Source organism: Pseudovibrio sp. Ad13, from assembly GCF_001623225.1.
Taxonomy (GTDB): Bacteria; Pseudomonadota; Alphaproteobacteria; order Rhizobiales; family Stappiaceae; genus Pseudovibrio.
The window spans coordinates 336,601-360,520 of sequence record NZ_LMCC01000004.1 but is presented as its reverse complement, the minus strand read 5'-3'; the positions used below and the strand labels follow the sequence as shown (position 1 = coordinate 360,520).

The window sequence follows — 23,920 nt, the reverse complement described above, 5'->3', positions numbered from 1 at the left end:
CATCACTCAAACAAAAAAGGCCGCTGAGACAAAAACTCAGCGGCCTTTTTTCTATTTCTCTGGCTGGATTACTTGCTTAGTTTTTCAGCCATGATCTGGATTGTTTTGACATATACGCCAGCGCGGTTCCAAGAGCGGATCACCTCATAGTTAGGTGTGCCCGGTCCCCAAGGTTGACCCGGCCGCCAGCCGTAAGACATGAGGAAGTGCGCGGTGGAAGCCAAAGTATCTGAGGTGTTGTACAGCAGATCCCGTTTGCCATCGCCGCTGTAGTCAATCGCGAACTTGATGTAGGAGGATGCGAGGAACTGTGTCTGACCCAACTCACCTGCCCAAGCTCCCTTCATTTCGCTCGGCTTCAAGTCGCCCTTCTGGACGATGAGCAGCGCATGATAGAGCTCGTTGCGGAAGAAATCAGCACGGCGGCAGTCATAAGCCAAAGTTGCCAGAGAGCGTATGGTGCTCATATTGCCTATGCCACGACCATAGCCAGTCTCAAGACCCCAGATGGCGGTGATGATCTCACGCGGAACGCCAAATTCGTTCTCGATGCGAGTGAAAAGCCGATCGTGCTTTTTCATCAACTTGCGGCCCTTGTTAATGAGCGCATTGTTGACGCGGAGCTTGTAAAACTCGTCGAAGCTGAGTTTGAAAGATTTCTGGTTCCGGTCATACCCAATCACCTTGCGGTTGTAGGTTATGCCATTCAAGGATCTGTTCAAAGTTGCCCTTGAAATGCCCTGAGACTGGAGCGTCTTTTTATAGGACGCCAACCAGCGGTCAAAGCCCGCCCCTGTATCGCCACAGGTTGCAGCTTGAGCAAAAGACACGCCTAGCAACACCAGACCAGCGCCAAGTAATAGCCCGGCTTTTCTGGTTTTGAACTTAACCTTGTCAATAAATGATTCGAACACCCCAAACTCCTGCATGTTCACTAAGCAATTTTGATCGTTCTAACGAATAAAAGTAGCCAAATTGGCGGATAACTGAAAATTTTTGCAGTCCTAATATATTTATTCGCATTTTAACCTTGATCCTAACACCGGCATGTGTCCAACTAAAGGCCGTACACATAACTGTTTTCAACATGCCTGATCGTTTTGGACAACCTATAGGCGCATAATTAAGGACAAGCTAACACTTAGCTGGACTTACGCAGGGGAAGTTATGCACTTAGACGTTCACCTCAATGAGGTGAGTCTCCAGGTTGGGATTTAGTGGTGAAGACAGACTTGGGGACAGGGCAACGTAAAGGTTTCCCATTGGGATATAACGGAGGAATGGGTATGAAATCCATCAAAACCATCGCTGCAACTGCAGTATTGGCAGCAGCAATGAGCACAACTGCTATGGCAGCGGACTTTAAGCCTGCAGTTATCTTTGACATGGGCGGCAAGTTCGACAAGTCATTCAACGAAGCTGCCTATAATGGTGCTGAGGCTTTCAAGGCTGAGACCGGTATCGAATATCGCGAATTTGAGATCTCCAACGCTTCCCAGCGTGAGCAGGCTCTTCGCAACTTCGCTCGCCGTGGCATGAACCCAATCGTAGCGATGGGCTTTGCGCAGGCTGCTCCAGTTGAAAAAGTTGCTAAAGAATTCCCAGATGTCAGCTTTGCTATCATCGACTCTGTTGTAGATCTGCCAAACGTACGTTCTGTTGTCTTTAAAGAGCAGGAAGGTTCTTACCTTGTTGGTATGATGGCAATGCTCGCATCCGAGACCGGCAAGGTTGGCTTTGTGGGCGGCATGGACATTCCGCTGATCTCCAAGTTCTCCTGTGGTTACAAGCAGGGCGCACTGACCACCAACAAAGACGGTGAAGTCTTCGCAAACATGACTGGTACTACTCCAGCTGCATGGAACGATCCGGTTAAAGGTGGTGAGCTTGCTAAGTCTCACTTCGCACGTGGCGCAGACGTAATCTTTGCTGCTGCTGGCGGTACTGGCCTTGGTGTTCTTCAGGCAGCTGTTGATGAAGACAAGAAGTTCATCGGCGTTGACTCCAACCAGAACCACCTGGCTCCAGGCAAAGTGCTGACCTCCATGGTTAAGCGCGTTGACGTAGCTGTTGCAAATGCATTCATGGATGCAAAAGAAGGCAATTTCACAACCGGCATCCAGTCTCTTGGCCTTGCTGAAGACGGTGTTGGCTATGCAATGGACGAAAACAACGCTCCACTGGTTAGCGAAGAAATGAAAGCAGCTGTTGAAGCAGCTCGCGCAGACATCATTTCAGGCAAAATCACCGTTCATGACTACATGAGCGACATGGCTTGCCCATACTAAGATTTGCTTAGTATGCTGGCTTAGGTCAGATATTAGCCCCTGCCTGAATACAGGCAGGGGCTTTTTTATGCTTTACCCCACCATTGGCCTTGGGGCTTGTATATCTTCCAGATGTTCGATTGATGCTTTCAGAAGAGATATCGCTTCTTCAAAGTGCTTATGATGCGCGATCGTTGACAGGCTGACCCGCAATGCGTTGATGTCTGTGCGCGGCATAGCCTGAAAATTGCGATGTGACAGCACTTCCACGCCTCTCAAAAGAGCCGCTTGTGCCACCAGCTCCGCACTTTGCTGCTGGGGGAGTTGCAGCCATGTGAAGAGTTTCTCCTCACCACCTTGTAGCGTGTTGTCCGGAAACACCTCTTTTATGTACTGATAGCGCTGTCTGAGAACTTCTCGTTTTCTTTGCAGTGTTTCTTGCAGTTCCCCACCTGTAATCCATCTGGACACGATCTCTACATTGAGCGGTGCTGCCATCCATGTGCTTTCGCCGATGGCATTGGCAAAAGCCGTTTTGACATTGCCCGGCACATGGATGTAGCCGGTGCGCAACCCGGCTGACATGACTTTGGACGGGGAACCGATCAGGACAGTGTTCTCGGGCACCAGCTCCAAGAAGCTCTTCTGCTTGCTGGAAATAAAGGGCGTATAGGGATCGTCTTCAATAACGGTGAGGTTGTGCTTTTCAATCACAGTCGCCAGTCGCTGGCGCTCGGCGTTACTCAGTGTATGAGTTGTCGGGTTTTGTGCGTTCGGTATCAGAAAGACGCCGCGGATATCATGTTTGGTGCAAGCATCCTCCAGCGCCTCAGCAGACATAGCCCCCATATGCCCGTTCTCATCCCGTTCAGCTTCGATGGGTACAATTTGCAGGCCCAGAGCCGGGAGAACAGACAGGATGGGTGGATAGATCATCTCGTCTATTGCAATGGCATCGCCTCGGTTGAACATAGCCAACATGGCGATCTGAATACCGTGTTGCGCCCCGCATGTAACCAGTGTCTGGCTGGCATTTGCCGGAGCGCCATAAAACTCTGAGAGAAACTGAGCGCCTATCTCCCGATGATAGAACGTTCCCTCAGACGGGCCATATTCGTTCAGGGAATTGACCAGAGGATCATCGCTCAATTCCCTGAGCATTTGCCCCAGATCCGGGTTCAGGTGAGCGAGGCCTAGATTGCGAGCTAAATCATAGCTCTGAATGCCTTCGGTGTTGGGCATCAGCATCAGCGGTGAGTGCACATTGGCGGTCTTGGCAACGAATGTGCCCCTGCCCGTTTCTCCCCGCACCAGCTTTCTGCGCTCAGCCTCGGCATAAGCCCGCGTGATTGTACCAAGCGTTACGCCGAGCTGATAGGCAAGCTCGCGCTGAGGCGGAAGCTTGTCACCTTCCACAAGGCGGCCAGTTTGGATGTCTTGTTCCAAAGCCGTTGCAATACTTAGGTATTTTGGGCTTGAGAGCTTGTTTGGGTCAGGCTTCCACATTGTATTCATAACAATAAAGAGATTGATAGATACGATCGATACAATAATTTAGCACATCGTGTAGATTGTATCAATTGACTGGAATAACAATATGGATTGGGCAACACTCAGCGCATTCGCGATTTTTGTAGCCATTATGACCGGCACTCCGGGACCGGGAAACCTCACCTTCATGGCGATTGGTGCCAGCGCGGGTTATCGCACTGCTTTTCCGGTTATCATTGCGGCAGAGCTGGGCAGCCTTCTGCTCAACCTCTGTGTGGCTTTCGGACTGGGACAGTTGATGGCTCGCGGGGGACTGATGGTCAACGCATTTAAGTTTGCCTCCATGGCCTACATGACCTATCTGGCCTGGCGCATTGTGCAGTTGAACATCAAGCCAAAGGGCGAAGTTAGCTTGCCGACATTTTGGGAAGGTTTGCTCATTCACCCACTTAGCCCCAAAACCTGGGCGATGAGCCTGGTGGCGTTTACCAGCTTCTTCGCGGCCAATGGTATGGGGCTTTATGAGAATGCGGCGATCCTGACAGCTGGCTTTTTGATCGGCGGCATGATCTCTCACAGTGTGTGGGCGATGGTTGGGGTTTCAATTCTTAAGGTGATTGGCGAAGGCGCTTTGATGCGCGGCATTACAATAGCCATGGCTATCGCAATGCTTGCGGCAACTGCATGGTCCTTGCTTCTCTAATTGTTTTCACTGGTGGCGCGAGGCAAGCGCTGCCAGTGTTCCTTCCAATATACGTTCCACTTTAGGGCGGTCTGCCCGCTCCATGATGCCGATAATGGGTGCCTGCGTTTTACCCTCGTGATCCAGAATAGTCGCACCGCGGGCAAACTCTCCACCTGTTTCAACGAGTACGCCGCAAACAATAGTTCGGGCGATAACCTCAGAGTCCAACAGGGCAGCAGCTGCCAATGGATCAGGCAGAATGAGAAGGTCTTCGTGGTACCACGTCTTGCCACGCTCTCGCATGAACGTACACATATGCTCTGCAAACTTGGCTGGGATCGTATCTCCCAAACGCTCAAATATACCATCGACCACATCCCCCGGGAGGGCATCATGGAGGCTTGGTTCCCATGGAATAAGCGTTGTGTTGATCGCCTGTGAAAACACTGCTTTTGCCGCTTCCGGATCGCAAAGGATGTTGAACTCAGCTGCGGGCGTAACGTTGCCGCGTCCGTGGCAGGTTCCACCCATAGACCAGATGCGATCAACTCCTTCGACCAGATCCGGCTCCTCGCGCAAGACTTCTGCCAGATTTGTGAGTGGTCCAATGGTCAAGATCTGAAGCTTTGGCCCACCCAGCGCAGCTTTGCGCAGAACATCCCGGAGAGCATTGTGTGCTGTCTCACCTGAATGCCTCAGGAGGTGCTGAGGGCGTTCCACACCGCCTAGCCCGTCTGGTCCATGAACATAAACAGCATCAATACGCTCGCCGGAAATTGGATCAGAGGCGCCTTTATGGACGGGAATGTCTGCATTGCAGATGGCGAGCGTGTCCAGAATGTTCTTTGTTGCCTGCTCCAGATCGACATTGCCGAATGTAGTCGTGATGAAGTCTATCTTCTTGCCCGAGCCGATGAGCATCATGAGTGCGATGGCGTCGTCAACACCGCCATCCGTGTCCACTGCAAAAACAAAATTATCCGGCACGTCATTCTCCTGGCACGCCTTGTTGGCTGTGCATATCCATCAATCAAGCTCAGTTTCAGCATTCTGCATTGGTGAGCAAGCCCTCGTTTCCTCAGGTCTTCAGGCCACCCTGCTGCCATCCGTTTGCCGCGGACGATACCACGAAGGGTTATTCAAATGATTTAACTGCACATTTGTTAAATTCAGTCGGCTTGCAATATCCCCCTAGGGGGGATAATAGTGAGACATGACTAATAAGCACACACACCAGTCCCATCCGGGAATTGTTAATCGCCTAAAACGCGCTGACGGGCACCTCAAATCCATTATCGGCATGATCGAGGATGGTCGCCCATGTGTGGAAATAGCTCAGCAACTTCATGCGGTTGAGAAGGCTGTCATGCAGGCAAAGAAGACCCTGATCTACGATCATCTCGATCATTGCCTTGATGACACTGTCAACAATCCGGATGCAAATTCCGAGCAAACGATTGAAGAGTTCAAAGCAATCTCCCGTTACCTCTAGGGGGATATAGTCAACTCAAGAAAACAAGAAGCCAAAGGAGTTTCCGCGTGCTGTCTGTACTCGCGAACCGAACCTATCGCCACCTGTTTCTTGCTCAAGTCATTGCCTTGTTTGGTACTGGTCTTGCCACTGTCGCCCTGAGTCTTCTGGCGTTTAACATCGCCGGAGAAGACGCTGGTTCAGTGCTTGGAACTGCCTTTGCGATCAAGATGATTGCCTATGTTGGGCTGGCCCCGATTGCAGCTGCGTTTGTTGAGCGGTTGCCGAGACGTGCTGTGCTGGTGGGGCTGGATCTCATCCGTGCGGCAGTTGCTCTTGCGCTACCGTTTGTGACTGAGATCTGGCAAATCTACCTGCTTATATTTGTGCTGCAGTCCGCTTCCGCTGCTTTTACGCCCGCATTTCAAGCGGTTATTCCTGACGTATTGCCAGAAGAGAAAGACTACACCAACGCTCTGTCCTTGAGCCGCCTTGCTTATGATCTTGAGAACCTGCTCAGCCCGACGATCGCGGCTGGCTTGCTGTTGGTAATCAATTTTCATGGTCTGTTTGGTGGTACGGTGATCGGTTTCCTCGCCTCTGCAGCACTTGTCGTTTCCGTCACCTTGCCAAAGCTTAAACCTGTCGAGAACCAGCGTACAGTCAAGCGCATGACGCAAGGCACTCGTATCTATCTCAGTACCCCTCGCCTGCGCGGAATGCTTGCTGTTTATCTGGCTGTCGCGGCTGGCGGGTCCATGGTGATTGTGAATACGGTGGTGATTGTACAAGGCACGTTTGGCTTGCAAGCTGATGATGTTGCCATTGCTCTTGCTTGTTTTGGTGCTGGCTCCATGATTACAGCGCTCAGCCTTCCTAAAGTTCTGGAGCGTTTTAAAGACAGAAGCGTCATGATCTTAGGTGCTAGTATCATGGCCGTTTGCCTCAGCTTCGGGTTTATGTTGAGCAGCTTTACGCAGTTGCTTCCGCTCTGGTTCCTGATGGGCCTTGGCTATTCTGCGGCACAAACACCCTCTGGCCGGGTTTTACGACGCTCTGCGAGAGGTGGAGATCTTCCGTCAGTGTTTGCAAGCCAGTTTGCGCTCAGCCATGTATGCTGGCTGATTGGTTATCCAATGGCTGGCTGGGTTGGCGCTCGTTTGGGCATTCCGGTCAGTTTTCTCTTCATGGCAGTATTGGCGTGGATCAGTGTTTTCGCAGCAATGCTGCTGTGGCCGAGCAAGGATGCAAAGAAGTTGCGGCATTCCCACGAGGACCTGCCAGACAATGATCCACATTGGTCAAAGGGCGTCGACAAAGTAGGCAAGAGCCACGTGCATGAGTTCAAGATTGACGACCTACACACACGATGGCCTAGCAGCCTATAAAGCAGCTGTTGCTCAGAGACGGCCCAGCCGCATTGCGATGGGCCAACTGATCTTGCGGGGTTGCTGAGGATCTCCCCAAAGGCTGGTCAGCTCTTTTACAAAGCTTTCCATCAGGCTTTGCTTGCCAGCCTTTGCCGTTGCTTTGACAGAGGACCACGTGCACACGTAGCCAAGGAACTGCTCCAGCGCCCATTCCCGCTCAATAGACATCTCCGGATACTCCAGCTCCTGAAATGGAAAATCAAAACTGGCGTATCCGCTGTCGACATGCTGACGCTCTGGTGGCCAATAAGAGCCGATTTCACCGTAATAGAACTGGCGAAAACGGGCGTTGCATTCATTATGATTGATGGACAGAACGCCATAACTGACGAGTGCGAGCACACACTCCGGTGCTGCAACACGCCTGACTTCCTCATAAAAACTTGTCAGATCAAACCAATGTGCAGCCTGCGCAGCGACAATCAGATCAAGGGACGTATCTTCAGCTGAGCAGTGCTCTGCTGGTTCTACCGCAAAGCGAATGTTTGGAACGGGTGCTGCGTTTTCGATTTGGGAGGCGCTGACATCTGTGGCAAGCACCTTCCTGAAATGTTTGGCGATCATGCCACTGAGTTGACCATTCCCGCAGCCAACATCCAAAGCCAGATTGTGCTGCTGGCATTGTGAGGCCAGAAACTCAACAAGCTCGGTAGGATAGGTTGGACGATACTTTGCGTAGTTCTCTCCAGCAGTCTGGAAATATGATGCAGCCAGATTTTCCTGTGTCATGTGCAAGCCTCCCCTATCTGCGATGGGAGACTAACAAAAAACGCGGCCCCAGTAAGGGGCCGCGCTCTAAAACTTTTGCCTGTCTGAAAGATTAGTTCAGAGGAGACAGGATGATCTCTACGCGGCGATTCTGCGCGCGGCCAGCTTCGGTTGCGTTGGACGCGATCGGGCTGGTCAGGCCGTAACCTGCTGCGGAGATGCGTGCACCGTTTACACCCTGATTATACAGGTAGTTGCTGACGGAGTCTGCGCGGCGCTGAGAAAGCTGCAGGTTGAACTGAGCGGACCCAGTGTTGTCGGTGTGGCCGTAAACGTTCAGACGTGTCTGCGGGAATTCTTTCGCAACAAGAGAAACACTGTTGAGGACCTGCATTGCGCGGGAGGACAGAGTTGCCTGACCAACAGCGAAGGTCACATCGTTTGGCATGTTCAGTACGATCTGGTTGCCGTTACGAGTTACGGAAACGCCAGAGGACTGGAGCTGCTGACGAAGCTGTGCTTCCTGACGGTCCATGTAGTTACCGATACCACCACCGATCAAGCCACCAGCAGCAGCACCAACGAGCGCGCCTTCAACGCGAGCGCTTTTACCGCCAGCGATTGCGCCGATGATTGCGCCAGTGGCTGCACCAAGGCCTGCACCGCCTGCAGTTTTGGAAACGCGGGACTCACCCGTGTATGGATTGGTTGTTGTACATGCTGCAACGGAAAGGCCGAGAACAATAGCAAACGCGGCGTGCATCAGTTTTTTCATTTAAAATTCTCACATCGTAATTTTTGAGGGTCAGATGAATCACAATGAATCTGCCCCCTATCGAACATTAACCCTATCAAAAGCCACTGGGCGCCTAATACAAGTGCCCAATGAGACAGTGTCCTTGAATTCCACCGGATTTGTCGCTGAAAACAGCCATTTTTATTGGTTTGTGATAGCAGTCACACAAATCACCACTGAATTAAACAAAGCCTTTTGACACTCAAAAATTTGCCACAATTTCCGCAAGGCAATTTAAAGCATGCTGTTTAACCCCGTTTTTTCCTAAAAGATGAAGACTAAGGGAAGCCCAAAAACAAACAAGAAGGTGGGGTTCCATGAAAACGGTGCTTGTCCTTGCATTCAGCATTCTCAGCATGACGTGGTCATTTGCGCAAAGCCCAAATGCAGATGACCAGCTGCTTTTTGCCCCTGACCAACCAGCACCGCCTGAGCAGCCCTGCATCACTCTCAGCAACAAGAAGATTCTTTGCGGGAAGGCTGATGATGCTGGAAGCCAGCTTCTCAGCGTGTTCAAGGGCGTGCAGTATGGGCAAGCGACGCGGTGGCAACCCTCCAGTGTGTTTGATAAGTATGAGCCCAACGGCTACGAGGCATTGCAATACGGCGCGCGTTGCCCGCAGCCGATCTGGAATCCAAAAGATCAGCTACGCGGTGAAGAAGACTGCCTCTATATGAATATCTGGGCACCAGCTGATGCTATCAAGAACCTCAGCAAACTGCCTGTCATGGTGTTTTTCCATGGTGGTGGTTTTATGGCTGGAGGAGCAGACAAGGCCTATCACGCTGCCAATAAAGAGATCATTGAGCTTTATTCCGGCAAGTCGTTTGCTGCTGATCAGAACATTGTGCTCGTGACAGTTAACTTCCGCCTTGGCATTCTCGGTACGCTGGCGACTGACGGGATCACCGGACAAGAGCCTTCCAACGGTGGCAATTACGGCTTGCAGGATCAGCAGACTGCACTGAAATGGGTACAGAAGCATATTTCATCATTTGGCGGAGATCCTGAGCAGGTCACGATCTTTGGTGTGAGTTCCGGAGCGATGGCTGTTGGCCTGCATATGTTCAGCGCTGATAGCTCTAAGGATCTGTTCCGCGCTGGCATCATGCAAAGCAGCGCATCTGCCTATAAGTATCGCAATAAAGAGGAAGGGCGTGACCTCTTCTACTTCTATCTAAAATGCCTGAGAGCTGTCATTCGCAATCCAGACTCGGATGAATGTGCGTTAACAGCACAGCTTGATGATCTGGAAAAAGCAAATACGCGACAAATTCTTCTGGCTCAGGCTTTGCTGCAGGATACGCTCTTCAAAAAAGGCGTGTTCCTGAGCGCCCTGCCTGGCAGCATAGCCTTTTCCCCTATCATCGATGGCAGTTTCCTTAAAGAGCAGCCCAATGTGCAGATGGAAAAGGGTAATGAAAAGCCTCTGATGTTGGGGTTTAACAAGAACGAAGGCGTTCTGTTCGCGAACTTTATTGACGCGACCGGGAAGCTAAACGCCGTAACTTTCAACGGGATTTTGGGTCGGGATTACGAAAACCCGATGCTGATTGTGGGCCGCGCTGGGTATGGCGCACAAACTCCTGCTGCATATGGCTTGCGCCCGAAGACACCGGCCACGGCTCTTTCCAACCTGATTGGGAATTCAGTGCTCACCTGCCCTACTATGTCCGCCAATATCGAGCGGGAAAAGCCGAGCGATAACACGTGGCTCTATTTCTTCGCGCAGACATCTGTCGAGAATATGGAGAAACCGCCAACAAACCCGAAGGTGAATAATGCTTGCGGCCCACACAACCAGTGGAACAACGCCTGTCACGCTTCGGAATTGCCATTCGTATTCAACACTATGCCGCCGGATGCGACACAAGAAGACAAAGACCTTGCTGTGAAGATGAACGCGCTTTGGGCGCAATTTGCAAAGACCCCCACAGAGGGACCATCCAAAGGCTGGAAATTGTGGAGCTGGCCGAAAATCGGCAACCCATCAAACTTCAATGTCCTGCAGGGTGCGAACATCGAGGCAACCTATGAGGATCTCTTTGAGCAATCCGATTGCGCGTTCTGGCTTGGGGAAGTTATTGAAAGGAATGCAAACGCCATTCTTATTCCCAAGCAGATACCTGAGGAATAATCCAGTCTTTTCAAGTAAATAAGGAAAAGAACTGGCGAAGCAGATGATCTCAACTATCTCACTAAGGAGCCTTAAGAAGAGATGGTACAGACGAGTGGATTCGAACCACCGACCTTCGGAGCCACAATCCGACGCTCTAACCAACTGAGCTACGTCTGCTTGCCAGTGGCGCGGAACATAGGTAGAATTTTTAAGGTTGGCAAGTCCCTTGAAACATCAAAATGAAAAAAGTCCACAACACTGATAAAAAATCGCTAGTCACACACTGCAACTAGGTGGTTTCACTCTGTTTTTCAGAGGCTTAAACGCAAAATCCTCCCGCATGAGTTGCAAATTGCTATGCAATCCAATCGGGAGGATATGTACGTTCTCGAAAAAATTTAGCCGGAATTATGCCAGCTTCATGTCTTTCATAGATTTATCGAAAGCTTCTTTTGCAGGCTGAGACATCGTGGTCGCAAGTTTCGTTGCAGTTTCCTGCATCTCTCTCACCTGTTGGCTCATCGCATCATACTGTTTGCGGCTGTAAGAAGACTGAAGCTCGATTGCTTCAGACAAGCTCTTCACACCGAACATGTCGCGAATGTGAGAGAATGCAGCTTCGGAATTGTCTTTCGCTGCATCGACAGCTTTCAGATTGATTTCCATGAAGCTGTCACGTGTCACTTCCATGGTCTCTTCAAGCATTGCAGATGCTTCTTCAGAAGCAGACTTCACTTTGGCATAACCTTCACGCGCTTGATCAACGCTCTTTTCGGTCATTTCCTGGATAAATGCAGGCACTTCCATCTTGTTCATTGCAAACACCTCATTCTCTACAGATTTGGCAGCTTTTGGAGCAGCCTGTTCAGTTTTCTTCTCGGATTTAGCAGTATCAATTTTCGCAGTAGTCATTTGGATTGCTCCTTATCGTCTTGGGAGAAACATAAAGGATCAAGGGGGAGAGAACCGTCTCCCCTTAGGTCAACTTGAGATTAATATAGGAGCTATTTTGTGCATTGCAACATTATTTTGCAGCGCAACAATATCGATTGCGCTTAAGCTGCTGAAACGAAGAAGAAAACTTTTTTATTCTGGTGGTGCAAATCGCGAGTTTGCAGCGTTGGGTTTTAATGGCATACCTCGAACGAGGCGCTGATACGCCTCATTCCGCCGTTGTTTGGGCAGGAATCAGCCCCCTTAAAACCAAGGCTCCTCAGAAGTCTCCTGCTTTTTTTGCTGCATCCTTTACAGCGCGGGAGGCTTTCTCACCCATCTCTCGCATTTGTGCTCCACTTTGCTCCATCTGCTTGTGCAAGTACTCTTGCTGCAAGCCCACAAGCTCTTCCATATCGCGCGCCTGAAACATGCGCTGCGCTAATTCAAAAGCGGAATTCACATTTTGCTCGGCAAATGAAAGGGCCTGACGATGCATATCTGAGGAATCCACATGCATTGTGCTCGATGCATCTTCCATGCTGCTAACCGCATTTTCGGTTGCATCCATGAAATTATCAAAAGCCTTACGTGCCTGATCAATGCTTCGATCAGCAAATTCACGCATTTGATCCGAAACTTCAAAAGGAACTTTTGTATCTGCCATGCTCAAGCCTCCACCATTGTTGATTAAGGTTTCATTCGCATTGTGGAAAGGGCCTATTCCCTCCCCTATTTGCAACTCGTTTACTCTGATGTGGCAATGCTATACTTAACCATAGGGAAAGAAAATAGGAGCTTAGACGAGCACTGCAGTTTACGGTACTTTAAGTATACAGGAATTGTGGGGTGAATAATTGGGCGGCTTGTATCTATTGGAATTGACAGATGCGAAGTTCGGCGTTCATTTGTTAAACTCTAAGCCTTTATCAGGATTTAGCTTTTGAAATTGCCGGTGGGTGGGTTGCCCTAAATGGCAGGCTCTGGTTTTTCAAAGCTTACAGATAAAGTAGGGTGGGGCTATAATTGGAAAAATGTACCCCTGATAAATTGAGGCAGGTTTCTTTAGTAAGCTTACAGCAAAACCGCTGAAGTCGCTTACATGCCCGTTTCAAACCGGATATCATTTGATAGCACCGCCAATTTTGCGTCTTGGTGCCTGTGAAAGAGAGTAGATTGCGTTTCTCAACCAACCCCTTCTTGGGAAACCTTCAGAGTAGGGACCGAGCTCGTGGCTGACTTTGTCTTCAAACGCCGACAACGGCCGATCCGCTTCACTTGGGAGCTGGACCGAAACGGCTGCTTTCGTAGCTTCTCGAAGGAGTTCGCCGAGCTATTAGGCCCACAGGATGCCGCTTTGATCGGCCTCCCGTTCGATGCTGTCCGCAAAAAGCTGAGGATTGGTAAGGTCCCGGCAATTTCAAAGGCGATCAAAAAACAGCGTGCCGTCAGCGGTGCGACACTGCTTTGGCCTGCCTGTAATTCCAACAAAGTTGTTCCTCTCGATTTATCTGCTCAACCGGTAGAAACAAAATCAGGCGAGTATGATGGCTTGCGCGGATTTGGGGTTATCCGCAGCGTCGATGCAAAGAAATCCGATGAACCTGTTGATCCGCTTACAGTTCTGACCAAGTTGCGTGCCGCGCTAAAAGAGGAAAGCGAAGACACTGAAGCTACCTCTGAACTGGCAAAGACAGAAACTCCTGTCAGTGAGCCTGATGTTGGGCTGACGCTTGAGCACGATCAGCCAGAACGATTTGTGCAGGGAGACGTCGCACCAATCGAAGCACTTTCCGAGACTGAGACACATCAGGTAACGGAAATTGTTGAGACACCACTGGTTGATGGCATTACGGCGCCAGGTTTCTTACAGAGTGAACCTGAGATTCCAGAGTTGATCGTTGATTTCAGCGAGGATGCAGAGGAAGAAGAGCAGGAAGTAGTTGAGAGTGCCGAACATCCTGAGCCGGAAACCTCTCCCGAGGCTGATCCGGTTGAAGAGGTGACAGTCGCGGTGGCTCTTGAGCCTGAAGCAGACGACGCTGCTGATGCTGAAATCAACCTCCCACCAGAACCGGATCTACCTGCGTCAGACACACAGCCAGATGAAAATGGATTGCACTTTCTTCATGACGAAGAAGCACTTGCTGTTGAGGAGAATGAGGGTTTCCTTCAACTGACGGATGCTGACGTCCTTCACGATCCGACAGACCCTCTTGAAATTGCAGCTCCCGTTGAGATCGAAGCGCAACCTGAGGAAGTTTCTGAGCCTGAAATAGCTGATCAGACTGTTCCTGCTTCGGAAGGTCCTAAACAAGTGACGGCTGAAACTGATTTGCAGGCTTTTGAAGAGGATCTTACTGAGGCTGAGGAAGCTCCTCCAGAGACTGCAGAACAGGTGAGCGCTGCTCCGTCAGTTCCCGAGCCAACCAGTAAAGACGACTTTGAGCGTGCTATCGCAAACTTGCCGGACGCGCCGCAAAAGAAAGTCAGAACTGGTCCACGCAGCCTTGCGGAATTGACCAACAGCATTGTTCGGCTGGTAGATAAACATCCTGTTCCAAGAGAGAATGTTGGACTTTCCAAACCAGAGCGAGATGCCTTCGACAAGATTGCGCAGGCATTGGGTGCTGAGAAGAAAGATGAGCAAGCTGCTGTTCCGGCACAAGCTGAAACCGCAAAAACAGTTCCTGCTACACCCGAAGAGACAGCAGCTCTCGCCGTAGCTGAAACTGATGTGGTGGAGACTGAGTTCCACGAAAAACCAAAGCCTGCAACAGCGACGAAAACTGACAACATTATTCCGCTGCCCGCTGAACCTGCGGCACGTGATGAAACCGTTGCGACTGAGCCAAAGCAGGATAATGTAACCCATGTGGTTCTGCCACGCGTTCCACCGGATATTGAAGAAGCTGCAGAACGCGCTCGCGAAAAGACTGGACGTATTCCAGACAAGCCGATTGTAGCGCCAATCGATCCCCGCCTTCTGGACCGCCTTCCGATTGGGGTCGCCGTTGTTCGCGACCGCGATGTTGTTTATGCAAACGACACTCTGCTTGAGCTGCTTGGTTACGAGCGCTTTGAAGGATTGAATGAGGCAGGAGGCCTTGAGGCAATCTTCGCAGAACCTGAAGAGTGCCCTACTCCAAGCTCTCAAACTGTAGACCGTATCGTACACGTACGGCTCGCAGAAGGCGGTGTGCTTTCCGTTGATGCGCGTATGCATGCTGTGCCTTGGAATGGTGCGCAAGCGCTCATGATCTCTGTGGTGGAGAAGATACAGGGTGAAGCAGATGCCCCTGCAGCTTCGGCTCACGTTCAGGCTGCAACTGGCTCCGAAACTCAAATCAAACATCTGCACACGCGCATTGAAGAGCTGGAATCCGTTCTCGCAACTGCGACAGACGGCGTGCTGGTGATGGATCAGCGCGGCATCATCCGCAGTGCAAATCACTCTGCAGAAGCCCTGTTTAATGCCGGCGAAGATGACCTTCTAGGTGCTCCATTTACGACATTCCTTGCGGATGAGAGCCACATTGCAGCGCTGGATTATCTGGATGGGTTGGTCGCCAATGGCGTTTCCAGTGTGCTCAATGACGGGCGTGAGGTCATTTGCCAAACACTGGACGGCGATATCTTCCCAACCTTCCTAAGCATGGGGCGTGTCAGCCACGCAAACGAGCAGCTTTTCTGTGCTGTGTTGCGCGATATAACCCAGTTCAAGCGAGCTGAAGAAGAGTTGGTGAGTGCCCGCTACAAAGCGGAGAAAGCCAACACTCACAAGTCTGAGTACCTGACTAAAATCAGCCATGAAATCCGCACGCCACTCAATGCGGTGATCGGGTTCTCAGAAGTGATGCAGGAAGAGCGCTTTGGCGAGCTTGGGAATGTGCGTTATAAAGAGTACGCCCGCGATATTCATCGCTCCTGCTCCCATATGCTGACGTTGATCAACGACCTGCTCGATCTAGCCAGGATTGAGGCTGGCAAGATGGATCTGGCGTTTGAAGCTGTTTCCGCAGCCGATGTAATCAATGAGTGCGTGGCACTGTTGCAGCCTCAGGCGAATGATCAACGCGTTATTATTCGTGCCAGTACACCTCTGTCTGTTCCTAAGATTGTGGCGGATCCGAAAACGCTGCGCCAGATCACATTGAACCTGCTGTCTAACGCCATTAAGTTCAACCGGTCCGGCGGTCAGGTGATCATCTCGCTTGTGCTTGATCCGAGTGGTGAAGTGCACTTGCGCGTTCGGGATACTGGCCACGGCATGTCGAAGGCTGATCTGGAAGCTGCGCTTCAACCGTTCCGCCGCCTTAATGCCTCTGCTTCAACAGAAGGGTCTGGTCTTGGTCTTCCATTAACCAAAGCCCTTGTGGAAGCGAACCGTGCTTCGTTTTCAATAAATTCTGAAGAGGATGAAGGTACGCTGGCTGAAGTCACTTTCCCACCTCAGCGAGTTCTCGCCGAATAACGCGCTCCTGTGGTGGCCTGACCATCGCAGGAGATTCGCATGCTCACACTGGCTGCTTTGGAAGATGCTTCGCAGGAACTGCGGCGCCATATGGCCCCGACAGCGCTTTACAGCTGGCCCTTGCTCAATGACGCCTTGGGCTGCGAGGTCTTCATCAAGCACGAGAACCATGCGCCCACCGGATCGTTTAAGGCCCGGTGCGCTTTGCTTTATCTCCTACGCCAATCACAACGGCATGTCAGCTCTACAAGCTTTGTTGCCGCCACACGCGGTAACTTTGGACTGGGCATCGCGTGGGCAGCCAAAATGCTGCACCAGCGCGCAGCGATTGTTGTTCCTCAAGGCACTTCCAAAGAAACGACAGCGGCTATCCAAAGCTACGGCGCATTTTTGATTGAGCACGGCAAAGACTTTGAGGAAGCCCATACATTCGCCTGCCAAATGGCAGAGGATTCTAAGCAGGTGCTCTCCCCCGGCTTTGATTATGATCTTGTTCTTGGAGCCGCGACTTACGCGCTTGAGATCTTCCGTGCGATTAAGGACCTGGATGCCATCTATGTGCCTGTTGGTTTGGGCACTGGCATATGCGGACTAATTTCTGTGCGCGACCTCTTTGGCCTGAAGACAAAGATCATCGGCGTGGTCGCAGAAAAGGCGGATGGGTGCGCGCGCTCCATTGAAGTTGGTGAATATACACTCACGTCTTCAGCCAATACCTTTGCTGAAGGGATTTGTGTGCGAGGGCCTGCCCGGGAAGCTTTTGCCTTAATCAGATCAGGTGCTGAGCGCATTATCCGTGTCAGCGAGGATGAGATTGCAGAAGCAATCCGTCTGCTTTATCGCACAACGCACAATGCGTGCGAAGGTGCTGCTGCTGCTGGTCTGGCAGGCCTTTCAAAAGAGCGCGCTAATCTGCAAGACAAAAAGGCTTCTTTCATCCTTTGCGGGCAAAACATGAACCGCATCTGGATGGCACGAGTGCTGCAAGGAGACACTCCGACTCCTTAAAATTGGAATCGTTTCTGCATATGAACGTGAGTACTGCACTCCCTCCAGACCCGTTTGTTTTCAACAACTCTGAGTTTTTCAGTAAACTTTTCCTTGAGGCTGACATGAGCCGCAATTGAAAATCATTCGCAATTGCAGGTGGATAGCACCTTAAAAGCTGAATTTCACAGTTTAGAATAGTTCTATCTCATTGTTTTCACGAAGTTTATTAGTTGACAGAGAAAGTCAAGTTTCCGATATAACGGCAAATGACAAGCGTTTGCAGACGCGTACAAGATCACTCAGGAGATGTTCCGATGAAGTCGTTGTTTAAGGGAATTGGGCTGACAGCAGCTGGTTTTGCACTTGGTACAACCGGTATGGTCGCATCAGCTCAGGCAGAAGGCGAAGTGAATATCTATTCTTACCGCCAGCCAGAATTGATCAAACCACTTCTCGATGCATTCACTGCTGAGACTGGCGTCAAAGCAAACGTTGTTTTCGCTAAGAAAGGTCTTGGCGAACGTATGAAGGCTGAGGGTAAGAACTCTCCAGCTGACGTTCTTCTTTCCGTAGACATTGGCCGCCTACAGGGTGCAAAAGACCTCGGTGTTACTCAGCCAGTCGTTAGCGATGCAATCAACGGCAACATCCCGGCAAACTTGCGTGACTCTGAAGGCCACTGGTTTGGCCTGACAACGCGCGCTCGTGTCATCTATGCTTCCAAAGACCGTGTTGCCCAAGACAGCATCACCTATGAAGAGCTGGCTGATCCAAAATGGAAAGGCCGCCTTTGCACCCGCTCTGGTCAACACGTTTATTCCATCGGTCTGATTGCTTCCATGATTGCTCACAAGGGTGAAGCTGAGACACAGAAGTGGCTGGAAGCTGTTCGTGACAACCTGGCACGTAAGCCAACCGGCAATGACCGTGCGCAGGTTAAGTCCATCTTCGCAGGTGAATGCGACATCTCATTGGGCAACACCTATTACATGGGCAAAATGCAAACCAACGAGAAAGATCCTGAGCAGAAGGATTGGGCAGCGTCAGTTCGCATTCTCTTCCCGAACACCGAAGGTCGTGGCACTCACGTGAACATCTCCGGCATGGTTCTGGCGAAAAATGCTCCGAACAAAGACAACGCTGTAAAGCTGATGGAATTCCTTGCTTCCGATGAAGCGCAGGCTATCTATGCTGCACAGAACTTCGAGTATCCAGTAGAGCCAGGCATCGCACCATCTGAACTGGTTGCCTCCTGGGGTTCCTTCAAAGCTGATGAAGTTTCTCTCAACGAGATTGCTGCTCAACGCGCAAAAGCGAGTGAGCTGGTTGATATCGTTGGCTTTGATAACGGTCCATCCAGCTAAGTTCCAACAGGTAAATTGAGTTGAAGCCATTCCATGACATCCAGACACGGACATAGTGGATCGCCACAATACAGAACCGCCGCCCCCTCTTCTCGAGGGGAGCGGCTTCTTGCGTTTGGGACCTACTTTCTGACCGGCCTCGTTGTGATGCCGGTTCTTGCAATTGTTATTATGGCTATGGGCTCTTCGGGCAATCTATGGCCGCACCTTGTCTCAACAATTCTACCGCGTTCGATTGCCACCACATTCCAGCTGATGGTCGGTGTTGGTGTGATCGTGTTTGTCGTTGGGGTCAGCACGGCATGGTTGGTTACCATGTGCCGTTTTCCCGGGCGGCGCTGGTTTGATCTGGCGCTGCTGTTGCCCTTTGCAGTCCCGACCTACATTATCGCGTTTTCGTATGTTGAACTGCTGGATTACACTGGTCCGGTGCAAGGACTGATACGCGATATCTTTGGTTTCAAGACCTCTCGTGACTACTGGTTCCCTGAGATCCGTTCTCTTGGTGGTGCCATGTTTGTCATGGGTTTTGTCCTCTACCCTTATGTTTATCTGAGTGCACGCGCCTCGTTCCTTATTCAATCAGCTTGCGCATTGGATGTGTCCCGTACCCTCGGCGCAGGCCCATTTCGCCTGTTCTGGAAGGTCGCATTGCCGCTGGCTCGTCCTGCCATTGTGGTTGGTGTAACCCTTGCTCTGATGGAGTGCCTGAACGACATTGGTGCAGTGTCCTTTTTCGGCGTGCAGACGCTTACATTTTCGGTTTATGACACTTGGCTCAATCGCTCTAATCTGACGGGCGCAGCTCAGATCGCAACAATCATGCTGGTGTTTGTGCTGGCGCTGATGTTCATTGAGTATTATGGCCGCCGTAAACAGCGTTTTCATCAGACAACAGGTACTTATCGTGCTTTGCCGAGCTACGAGCTGAAGGGCTGGCGTGGCTGGGTTGCTGTGGCTGTCTGTGCGCTGCCTATCATTCTGGGCTTTGTCTTTCCGTCATTGTTGCTCCTGAGCCGTGCAAGTCGCCGTGTGGAAGATCTGTTTGAACCAGCCCTTTGGGCTGCTGCCGGCAACACTCTTTGGCTGGCTGCTTTGGCCGCTGCTGTTTCTATCGGCATCAGCCTGACCCTTGCCTATCGCCGCCGCCTGTTTCCAAGCAGAGTTACCACGACACTGGGTCGGGTAGCCTCGATTGGTTATGCCGTACCTGGCACCATTCTAGCCGTAGGCATTCTGTTCCCAGTTGCAGCATTGGACAACATGATCTCAGAGGGTTTTGAAGCCCTGTTTGGGTTTGGCACTGGGTTGCTTCTGATTGGATCTGGTACGGCGCTCATCTACGCTTATGTCGTCCGTTTTCTGGCTATGTCATACGGACAGATAGATGGCGGATTTGGCAAGATTACCCCGCACTATGATATGGCGTCTCGTAGCCTGGGGCAGACTGCATGGGGCACCCTTGGCCGCGTTCACATGCCGTTGATGAAGCCAGTCATTCTCTCCGCGACACTACTTTCCTTTGTGGAGTGCATGAAAGAGCTGCCTGCAACGTTGCTTCTGCGTCCGTTTAATTTCGAGACACTGGCAACAACGGTTTACAACGCAGCTTCTCGTGAAGCGTTTGAAGATGCTGCTCTGCCAGCCCTCTGCATCGTGCTGGTGGGCATCATTCCGGTGATTATGCTGGCAAAGACAAGTGCCGATACATTCCGCGAGAAACGCGGCAACAAGCGCTTTTCCAAGGACACCTCAATGGTACCTGCTGAGTAAGAACGGAAAGAGTTTGCAATATAAAAAAGCCGCTGAAGATGTTCAGCGGCTTTTTTAGTATCTAATGAATCTGTATCCGATGTTATCTGGTCGCAGCTGCCAGTTTCAGCGCCATTCCAATAAAAACAACAGAGGCAATCCGGTTCATAACTTTCTGAGCAGTTATAGACTTGCTCAAACGATCGCCGATGGCACCAGCTGCGAAGGCGACTGAACCAAAGACCAGAATTGCAGAGAGCATAAATACCGCCCCCAATTGCAAGAACTGCGGCATAACAGGACCGTAAGCAGGATCAACAAATTGCGGAAAGAACGAAAGGAAGAAGATCGCGACCTTCGGATTGGTGATGTTCATGATTACACCGCGACGGTACAAAGGAATCAAAGCAGAATGATCGACCTTATTTTGCTGCACCGGCTCAGGCTTCGCTCTGAAGGCTCCCCACGCGAGATAAAGCAGATACCCGACACCAAGCACCTTGACGAAGGTAAACGCCAACTCGGACGCCTGAAAAATCGCGGATACACCGAGCGCCACAGCCGTCGTGTGAAAAATCAGACCAGTGCAAAGACCAAGCGTCACCGCAATACCCGCCATACGACCACACACTGCAGACTGTGTCAGCACGAAAATATTATCAGGGCCTGGTGCCAATGCCAGCAAAACAGTGACAGTGAAAAAACCAGCCAGTACGTCTATTGGGATCACATAGTGCTCCATCCGTTCAGAAAACTGAAGCGAACAATGCCTCAACTTCCCGACCAGAGCAAGTTTCTTAGCTTTATGTGAGCGCTAATGTCGCCTCAATTTCAATCTTAAGATCAGGATGGAAAAGCTTTTGAACTTCTACGAGTGAACTCGCTGGACGATGGTCACCATAAGCATCAGCCAGAACTGAGCGCAGCTCTCCCAAAGCGGACAAATCAGTAACAAAGATCATCACCTTAATAAGGTTCGCGAAGCTAACACCTTCTTCTTCAGCAATTGCGGAAATCTGAGAGACAATCTCTCTTGCCTATAGATCTGTTTCCTGCGCCTGAGCCATGGTTGCAAAAGCAGTCAGGCCCGAGATATGCAGTGTTCCCTGATGGGCCACAGCATGTACATATCGACCAACTGCCTCAGGAATGCAGAGATAGTTTTTTCTTTGAAGTGGCATCTTGAGAGTTCCGAAATCTATAAACTTGCATCGGCTTCATCTTTGACGTCTGTGTTCTTAGAGAACAAAGGGCCAGGTTTCCAAGAATAATTCTTCCGGCGATTGTTGTAGAATTGCAGAAGCCGATTTTCCGGATAGATGTATTTGCTAAAGAAATAATAAAGCATCTTAAGCTGAATAAACAGCTTGATGCCGTCGAACCACTGCTTCTTATTATGTCCAACACCATCAATCAGAATGAGCTTGAGATCTCCGTTTGATCGTTTCTGAACACAAATATTCCATGGGCGAATGTCCTGACATAATACAGCATCTCGCACCAAATCCCGTCGAAAGATCCTCAAAGCCTTTTTAAAGCGATCAGTTTGAATAAATGATTGATCTTCCTGCAGTATCTTCATCAATATTTGAGAGGGGCGCTCTGTATTTTCGTCAGTAATCAGATCGAAGGTTGCACCAAAGCCAAGACTCGTCTCAACTCTACCTCTGTAATTCGAAATAGCTGAGAACTCCTTCTGTTCTCTCTGATTCATCAATTTCTCAAAGAGGCGAGCTTCAGCCAATGTAGACCCTGCAGCTGGTCCTTTGGAATTGCGATCGACCTTGATACAAATCTTCGAATTCTCTGGGTGCTGGTAGATATTGCGGATCCCGCCAGACGCAATCAACAGCTCTTCATTTAGAGTGATCACAGAACAAATACCTTCGTTGAGAAGGAGAGTATTTAACAATTATTCTCATTACATACAAATAAAAAGAGAGGACAAATTGCCCTCTCTTGTCTTGTCTAAGTGAAGTTTTGTTACTCTACCAAATTAGCTTCAGTTTTCTCTTTGATCTCTTGCAGAGTAATACCCTCAGCCATTTCTGCGACCTTCAGGCCGCCGTCGACTACGTCGAAGACGCCGAGGTTGGTGATGATGCGGTCGACGCATTTTACACCGGTGAGCGGTAGGGCGCACTTATGGAGGAGTTTTTTGTCGCCGCGTTTGTTGGTGTGATCCATAATGACCACAACGCGTTTAACGCCTGCAACAAGGTCCATTGCACCGCCCATGCCCTTGACCATTTTGCCAGGGATCATCCAGTTTGCGAGATCTCCATCTTCGGAGACTTCCATAGCACCGAGGATGGAGAGGTCAATGTGACCTCCGCGGATCATCGCAAAGCTGTCTGCAGAAGAGAAATAGCTGGTACGATCCAGTTCAGTGATGGTCTGCTTACCTGCATTGATCAGATCTGCATCGACTTCATCTTCAGTCGGGAACGGGCCCATGCCCAGCATGCCATTTTCTGACTGCAGAGCTACATTCATTCCGTCTGGAATGTAGTTTGCGACCAGTGTCGGGATGCCGATGCCGAGGTTAACGTAGAAACCATCTTGCAGTTCTTTTGCCGCACGGGCGGCCATTTCGTCACGATTCCAAGCCATGATTACTGCCCTCCCTTAAGCTTCGCGCGTAGTGCGCTGCTCGATGCGCTTTTCAAATGTGCCAACAACGATGCGGTCAACAAAGATACCTGGAGTATGGATCTGATCCGCATCCAGCTCACCGATCTCGACGAGCTCTTCAACTTCTACGACAGTGGTCTTGCCAGCTGTTGCCATGACCGGATTGAAGTTGCGCGCTGTCTTACGGAAGATCAGGTTGCCTTCTTTGTCAGCTTTCCATGCACTCACGAGAGCTACGTCTGAAACCAAACCGGTTTCCATGATGTAGGTATCACCGTTAAAGTCTTTGTGCTCTTTGCCTTCAGCAATCAGGGTGCCAACACCGGTTTTGGTGTAGAAGCCTGGGATGCCTGCACCACCAGCACGGATGCGTTCAGCAAGGGTACCTTGAGGGTTAAACTCTAGCTCAAGATCACCATCCAGATACTGACGCTCGAAAGTTGCGTTTTCGCCAACGTAAGACGACACCATCTTCTTGATCTGGCGCGTCTGCAACAGCAGGCCCAGACCGAAGTCATCAACGCCTGCGTTGTTAGAGATGGCGGTCAGGTCTTTCGCACCAGAATCTCGCAGCGCAATAATCAGGTTTTCAGGAATGCCACAGAGACCAAACCCACCTGCCATGACGGTCATGCCATCAAAGGTAAGTCCTTCCAGAGCAGCGGCAGCACTTGGATAAACTTTATTCATTATAAACTCCCAATACATGAGTTGGTAGAACTCACGATTCTCATTCTCCAGAACGCAAGCAATACCGCCTTTTCATGCTGGCAATGGGACCTGACCCTCCATCCGGATCAGCATC

The 23,920-nt window shown here is 50.6% G+C and carries 22 protein-coding genes and 1 tRNA gene; 9 read left to right on the top strand and 14 right to left on the bottom strand.

Annotated features, from left to right (window positions below; all coding sequences use genetic code 11):
- Nucleotides 1–68: 68 nt before the first annotated feature.
- Nucleotides 69–914 carry a lytic murein transglycosylase gene (locus tag PsAD13_RS06425; RefSeq protein ID WP_244275114.1) on the bottom strand — a complete coding sequence of 282 codons (846 nt, stop codon included), beginning with the start codon at nt 912–914 and terminating at the stop codon, nt 69–71.
- A 420-nt stretch (nt 915–1,334) separates the two neighbouring features.
- On the opposite strand from PsAD13_RS06425, the gene PsAD13_RS06420 reads away from it, so the two are divergent.
- Nucleotides 1,335–2,288 (top strand): BMP family ABC transporter substrate-binding protein, encoded by a 954-nt coding sequence (locus PsAD13_RS06420; RefSeq protein WP_244271724.1) that lies wholly within the window; start codon nt 1,335–1,337, stop codon nt 2,286–2,288.
- A 72-nt stretch (nt 2,289–2,360) separates the two neighbouring features.
- On the opposite strand, the gene PsAD13_RS06415 is transcribed toward PsAD13_RS06420, so the two are convergent.
- On the bottom strand, nt 2,361–3,773 hold the full coding sequence (locus PsAD13_RS06415; protein ID WP_063317603.1) for a PLP-dependent aminotransferase family protein: 1,413 nt from the start codon (nt 3,771–3,773) through the stop codon (nt 2,361–2,363).
- Between the two features lie 91 nt (nt 3,774–3,864).
- On the opposite strand from PsAD13_RS06415, the gene PsAD13_RS06410 reads away from it, so the two are divergent.
- Complete coding sequence (locus PsAD13_RS06410; protein ID WP_063309697.1) at nt 3,865–4,461, top strand: LysE family transporter; 597 nt, start codon at nt 3,865–3,867, stop codon at nt 4,459–4,461.
- A 6-nt stretch (nt 4,462–4,467) separates the two neighbouring features.
- On the opposite strand, the gene PsAD13_RS06405 is transcribed toward PsAD13_RS06410, so the two are convergent.
- Nucleotides 4,468–5,430, bottom strand: a complete 963-nt coding sequence (locus tag PsAD13_RS06405; protein ID WP_063286898.1) for a nucleoside hydrolase — start codon at nt 5,428–5,430, stop codon at nt 4,468–4,470.
- Between the two features lie 226 nt (nt 5,431–5,656).
- Between PsAD13_RS06405 and PsAD13_RS06400 the strand changes: the two genes are divergently transcribed.
- Complete coding sequence (locus PsAD13_RS06400) at nt 5,657–5,935, top strand: metal-sensing transcriptional repressor (protein WP_063317602.1); 279 nt, start codon at nt 5,657–5,659, stop codon at nt 5,933–5,935.
- A gap of 47 nt (nt 5,936–5,982) precedes the next feature.
- Nucleotides 5,983–7,302 (top strand): MFS transporter, encoded by a 1,320-nt coding sequence (locus PsAD13_RS06395; RefSeq protein ID WP_063317601.1) that lies wholly within the window; start codon nt 5,983–5,985, stop codon nt 7,300–7,302.
- 12 nt (nt 7,303–7,314) lie between these two features.
- Here PsAD13_RS06395 and PsAD13_RS06390 read toward each other — a convergent pair whose 3' ends face one another.
- On the bottom strand, nt 7,315–8,073 hold the full coding sequence (locus tag PsAD13_RS06390; protein ID WP_063317600.1) for a class I SAM-dependent methyltransferase: 759 nt from the start codon (nt 8,071–8,073) through the stop codon (nt 7,315–7,317).
- A gap of 91 nt (nt 8,074–8,164) precedes the next feature.
- Nucleotides 8,165–8,827 (bottom strand): OmpA family protein, encoded by a 663-nt coding sequence (locus PsAD13_RS06385; protein WP_063290774.1) that lies wholly within the window; start codon nt 8,825–8,827, stop codon nt 8,165–8,167.
- A 338-nt stretch (nt 8,828–9,165) separates the two neighbouring features.
- Here PsAD13_RS06385 and PsAD13_RS06380 point away from each other — a divergent pair, with 338 nt between their 5' ends.
- Nucleotides 9,166–10,986 carry a carboxylesterase family protein gene (locus tag PsAD13_RS06380; protein WP_063317599.1) on the top strand — a complete coding sequence of 607 codons (1,821 nt, stop codon included), beginning with the start codon at nt 9,166–9,168 and terminating at the stop codon, nt 10,984–10,986.
- An 82-nt stretch (nt 10,987–11,068) separates the two neighbouring features.
- Here the strand turns inward: PsAD13_RS06380 and PsAD13_RS06375 are convergent.
- From PsAD13_RS06375 to PsAD13_RS06365, 3 genes are all read right to left on the bottom strand, one after another.
- Nucleotides 11,069–11,145: transfer RNA gene (locus PsAD13_RS06375), tRNA-His, on the bottom strand.
- Nucleotides 11,146–11,376: 231 nt separating this feature from the next.
- Nucleotides 11,377–11,880, bottom strand: coding sequence for a phasin (locus tag PsAD13_RS06370; RefSeq protein WP_057464801.1), 504 nt, complete (start codon nt 11,878–11,880; stop codon nt 11,377–11,379).
- 301 nt (nt 11,881–12,181) lie between these two features.
- Nucleotides 12,182–12,568: a phasin family protein gene (locus tag PsAD13_RS06365; RefSeq protein WP_063286892.1), complete on the bottom strand. Its 387-nt coding sequence runs from the start codon at nt 12,566–12,568 to the stop codon at nt 12,182–12,184.
- A 564-nt stretch (nt 12,569–13,132) separates the two neighbouring features.
- On the opposite strand from PsAD13_RS06365, the gene PsAD13_RS06360 reads away from it, so the two are divergent.
- From PsAD13_RS06360 to PsAD13_RS06345, 4 genes are all read left to right on the top strand, one after another.
- Nucleotides 13,133–16,375: an ATP-binding protein gene (locus PsAD13_RS06360; RefSeq protein WP_063317598.1), complete on the top strand. Its 3,243-nt coding sequence runs from the start codon at nt 13,133–13,135 to the stop codon at nt 16,373–16,375.
- A gap of 39 nt (nt 16,376–16,414) precedes the next feature.
- Nucleotides 16,415–17,383 (top strand): threonine dehydratase, encoded by a 969-nt coding sequence (locus PsAD13_RS06355; protein ID WP_063317597.1) that lies wholly within the window; start codon nt 16,415–16,417, stop codon nt 17,381–17,383.
- A 359-nt stretch (nt 17,384–17,742) separates the two neighbouring features.
- A complete protein-coding gene (locus PsAD13_RS06350) occupies nt 17,743–18,729 on the top strand; it encodes a Fe(3+) ABC transporter substrate-binding protein (protein ID WP_244273179.1) in 987 nt (328 codons plus the stop codon).
- 33 nt (nt 18,730–18,762) lie between these two features.
- On the top strand, nt 18,763–20,502 hold the full coding sequence (locus tag PsAD13_RS06345) for an iron ABC transporter permease (protein WP_208986464.1): 1,740 nt from the start codon (nt 18,763–18,765) through the stop codon (nt 20,500–20,502).
- An 82-nt stretch (nt 20,503–20,584) separates the two neighbouring features.
- On the opposite strand, the gene PsAD13_RS06340 is transcribed toward PsAD13_RS06345, so the two are convergent.
- The 6 genes from PsAD13_RS06340 to PsAD13_RS06320 all read right to left on the bottom strand — a co-directional run bounded on the left by PsAD13_RS06340 (nt 20,585) and on the right by PsAD13_RS06320 (nt 23,805).
- On the bottom strand, nt 20,585–21,211 hold the full coding sequence (locus tag PsAD13_RS06340) for a LysE family translocator (protein WP_063317671.1): 627 nt from the start codon (nt 21,209–21,211) through the stop codon (nt 20,585–20,587).
- A gap of 73 nt (nt 21,212–21,284) precedes the next feature.
- Entirely contained in the window at nt 21,285–21,509 is a 225-nt protein-coding gene (locus PsAD13_RS27930; protein WP_206599762.1) for a RidA family protein, read from the bottom strand.
- A 9-nt stretch (nt 21,510–21,518) separates the two neighbouring features.
- A complete protein-coding gene (locus PsAD13_RS27925) occupies nt 21,519–21,662 on the bottom strand; it encodes a hypothetical protein (RefSeq protein ID WP_206599612.1) in 144 nt (47 codons plus the stop codon).
- A 17-nt stretch (nt 21,663–21,679) separates the two neighbouring features.
- Complete coding sequence (locus PsAD13_RS06330) at nt 21,680–22,393, bottom strand: YrbL family protein (protein ID WP_208986463.1); 714 nt, start codon at nt 22,391–22,393, stop codon at nt 21,680–21,682.
- A 71-nt stretch (nt 22,394–22,464) separates the two neighbouring features.
- Nucleotides 22,465–23,094 carry a CoA transferase subunit B gene (locus tag PsAD13_RS06325; protein WP_063317595.1) on the bottom strand — a complete coding sequence of 210 codons (630 nt, stop codon included), beginning with the start codon at nt 23,092–23,094 and terminating at the stop codon, nt 22,465–22,467.
- 15 nt (nt 23,095–23,109) lie between these two features.
- Nucleotides 23,110–23,805 carry a CoA transferase subunit A gene (locus tag PsAD13_RS06320; RefSeq protein WP_057460977.1) on the bottom strand — a complete coding sequence of 232 codons (696 nt, stop codon included), beginning with the start codon at nt 23,803–23,805 and terminating at the stop codon, nt 23,110–23,112.
- Between the last annotated feature and the right edge of the window lie 115 nt (nt 23,806–23,920).

Excerpts from the sequence above, each read along its gene's own strand:
- PsAD13_RS06420 (WP_244271724.1), top strand. The coding sequence starts at position 1,335 with ATGAGCACAACTGCTATGGCAGCGGACTTTAAGCCTGCAGTTATCTTT.
- PsAD13_RS06415 (WP_063317603.1), bottom strand. The coding sequence starts at position 3,773 with ATGTGGAAGCCTGACCCAAACAAGCTCTCAAGCCCAAAATACCTAAGT.
- PsAD13_RS06410 (WP_063309697.1), top strand. The coding sequence starts at position 3,865 with ATGGATTGGGCAACACTCAGCGCATTCGCGATTTTTGTAGCCATTATG.
- PsAD13_RS06400 (WP_063317602.1), top strand. The coding sequence starts at position 5,657 with ATGACTAATAAGCACACACACCAGTCCCATCCGGGAATTGTTAATCGC.
- PsAD13_RS06390 (WP_063317600.1), bottom strand. The coding sequence starts at position 8,073 with ATGACACAGGAAAATCTGGCTGCATCATATTTCCAGACTGCTGGAGAG.
- PsAD13_RS06385 (WP_063290774.1), bottom strand. The coding sequence starts at position 8,827 with ATGAAAAAACTGATGCACGCCGCGTTTGCTATTGTTCTCGGCCTTTCC.
- PsAD13_RS06380 (WP_063317599.1), top strand. The coding sequence starts at position 9,166 with ATGAAAACGGTGCTTGTCCTTGCATTCAGCATTCTCAGCATGACGTGG.
- PsAD13_RS06370 (WP_057464801.1), bottom strand. The coding sequence starts at position 11,880 with ATGACTACTGCGAAAATTGATACTGCTAAATCCGAGAAGAAAACTGAA.
- PsAD13_RS06365 (WP_063286892.1), bottom strand. The coding sequence starts at position 12,568 with ATGGCAGATACAAAAGTTCCTTTTGAAGTTTCGGATCAAATGCGTGAA.
- PsAD13_RS06355 (WP_063317597.1), top strand. The coding sequence starts at position 16,415 with ATGCTCACACTGGCTGCTTTGGAAGATGCTTCGCAGGAACTGCGGCGC.
- PsAD13_RS06350 (WP_244273179.1), top strand. The coding sequence starts at position 17,743 with ATGGTCGCATCAGCTCAGGCAGAAGGCGAAGTGAATATCTATTCTTAC.
- PsAD13_RS06345 (WP_208986464.1), top strand. The coding sequence starts at position 18,763 with ATGACATCCAGACACGGACATAGTGGATCGCCACAATACAGAACCGCC.
- PsAD13_RS27925 (WP_206599612.1), bottom strand. The coding sequence starts at position 21,662 with ATGCCACTTCAAAGAAAAAACTATCTCTGCATTCCTGAGGCAGTTGGT.
- PsAD13_RS06325 (WP_063317595.1), bottom strand. The coding sequence starts at position 23,094 with ATGGCTTGGAATCGTGACGAAATGGCCGCCCGTGCGGCAAAAGAACTG.
- PsAD13_RS06320 (WP_057460977.1), bottom strand. The coding sequence starts at position 23,805 with ATGAATAAAGTTTATCCAAGTGCTGCCGCTGCTCTGGAAGGACTTACC.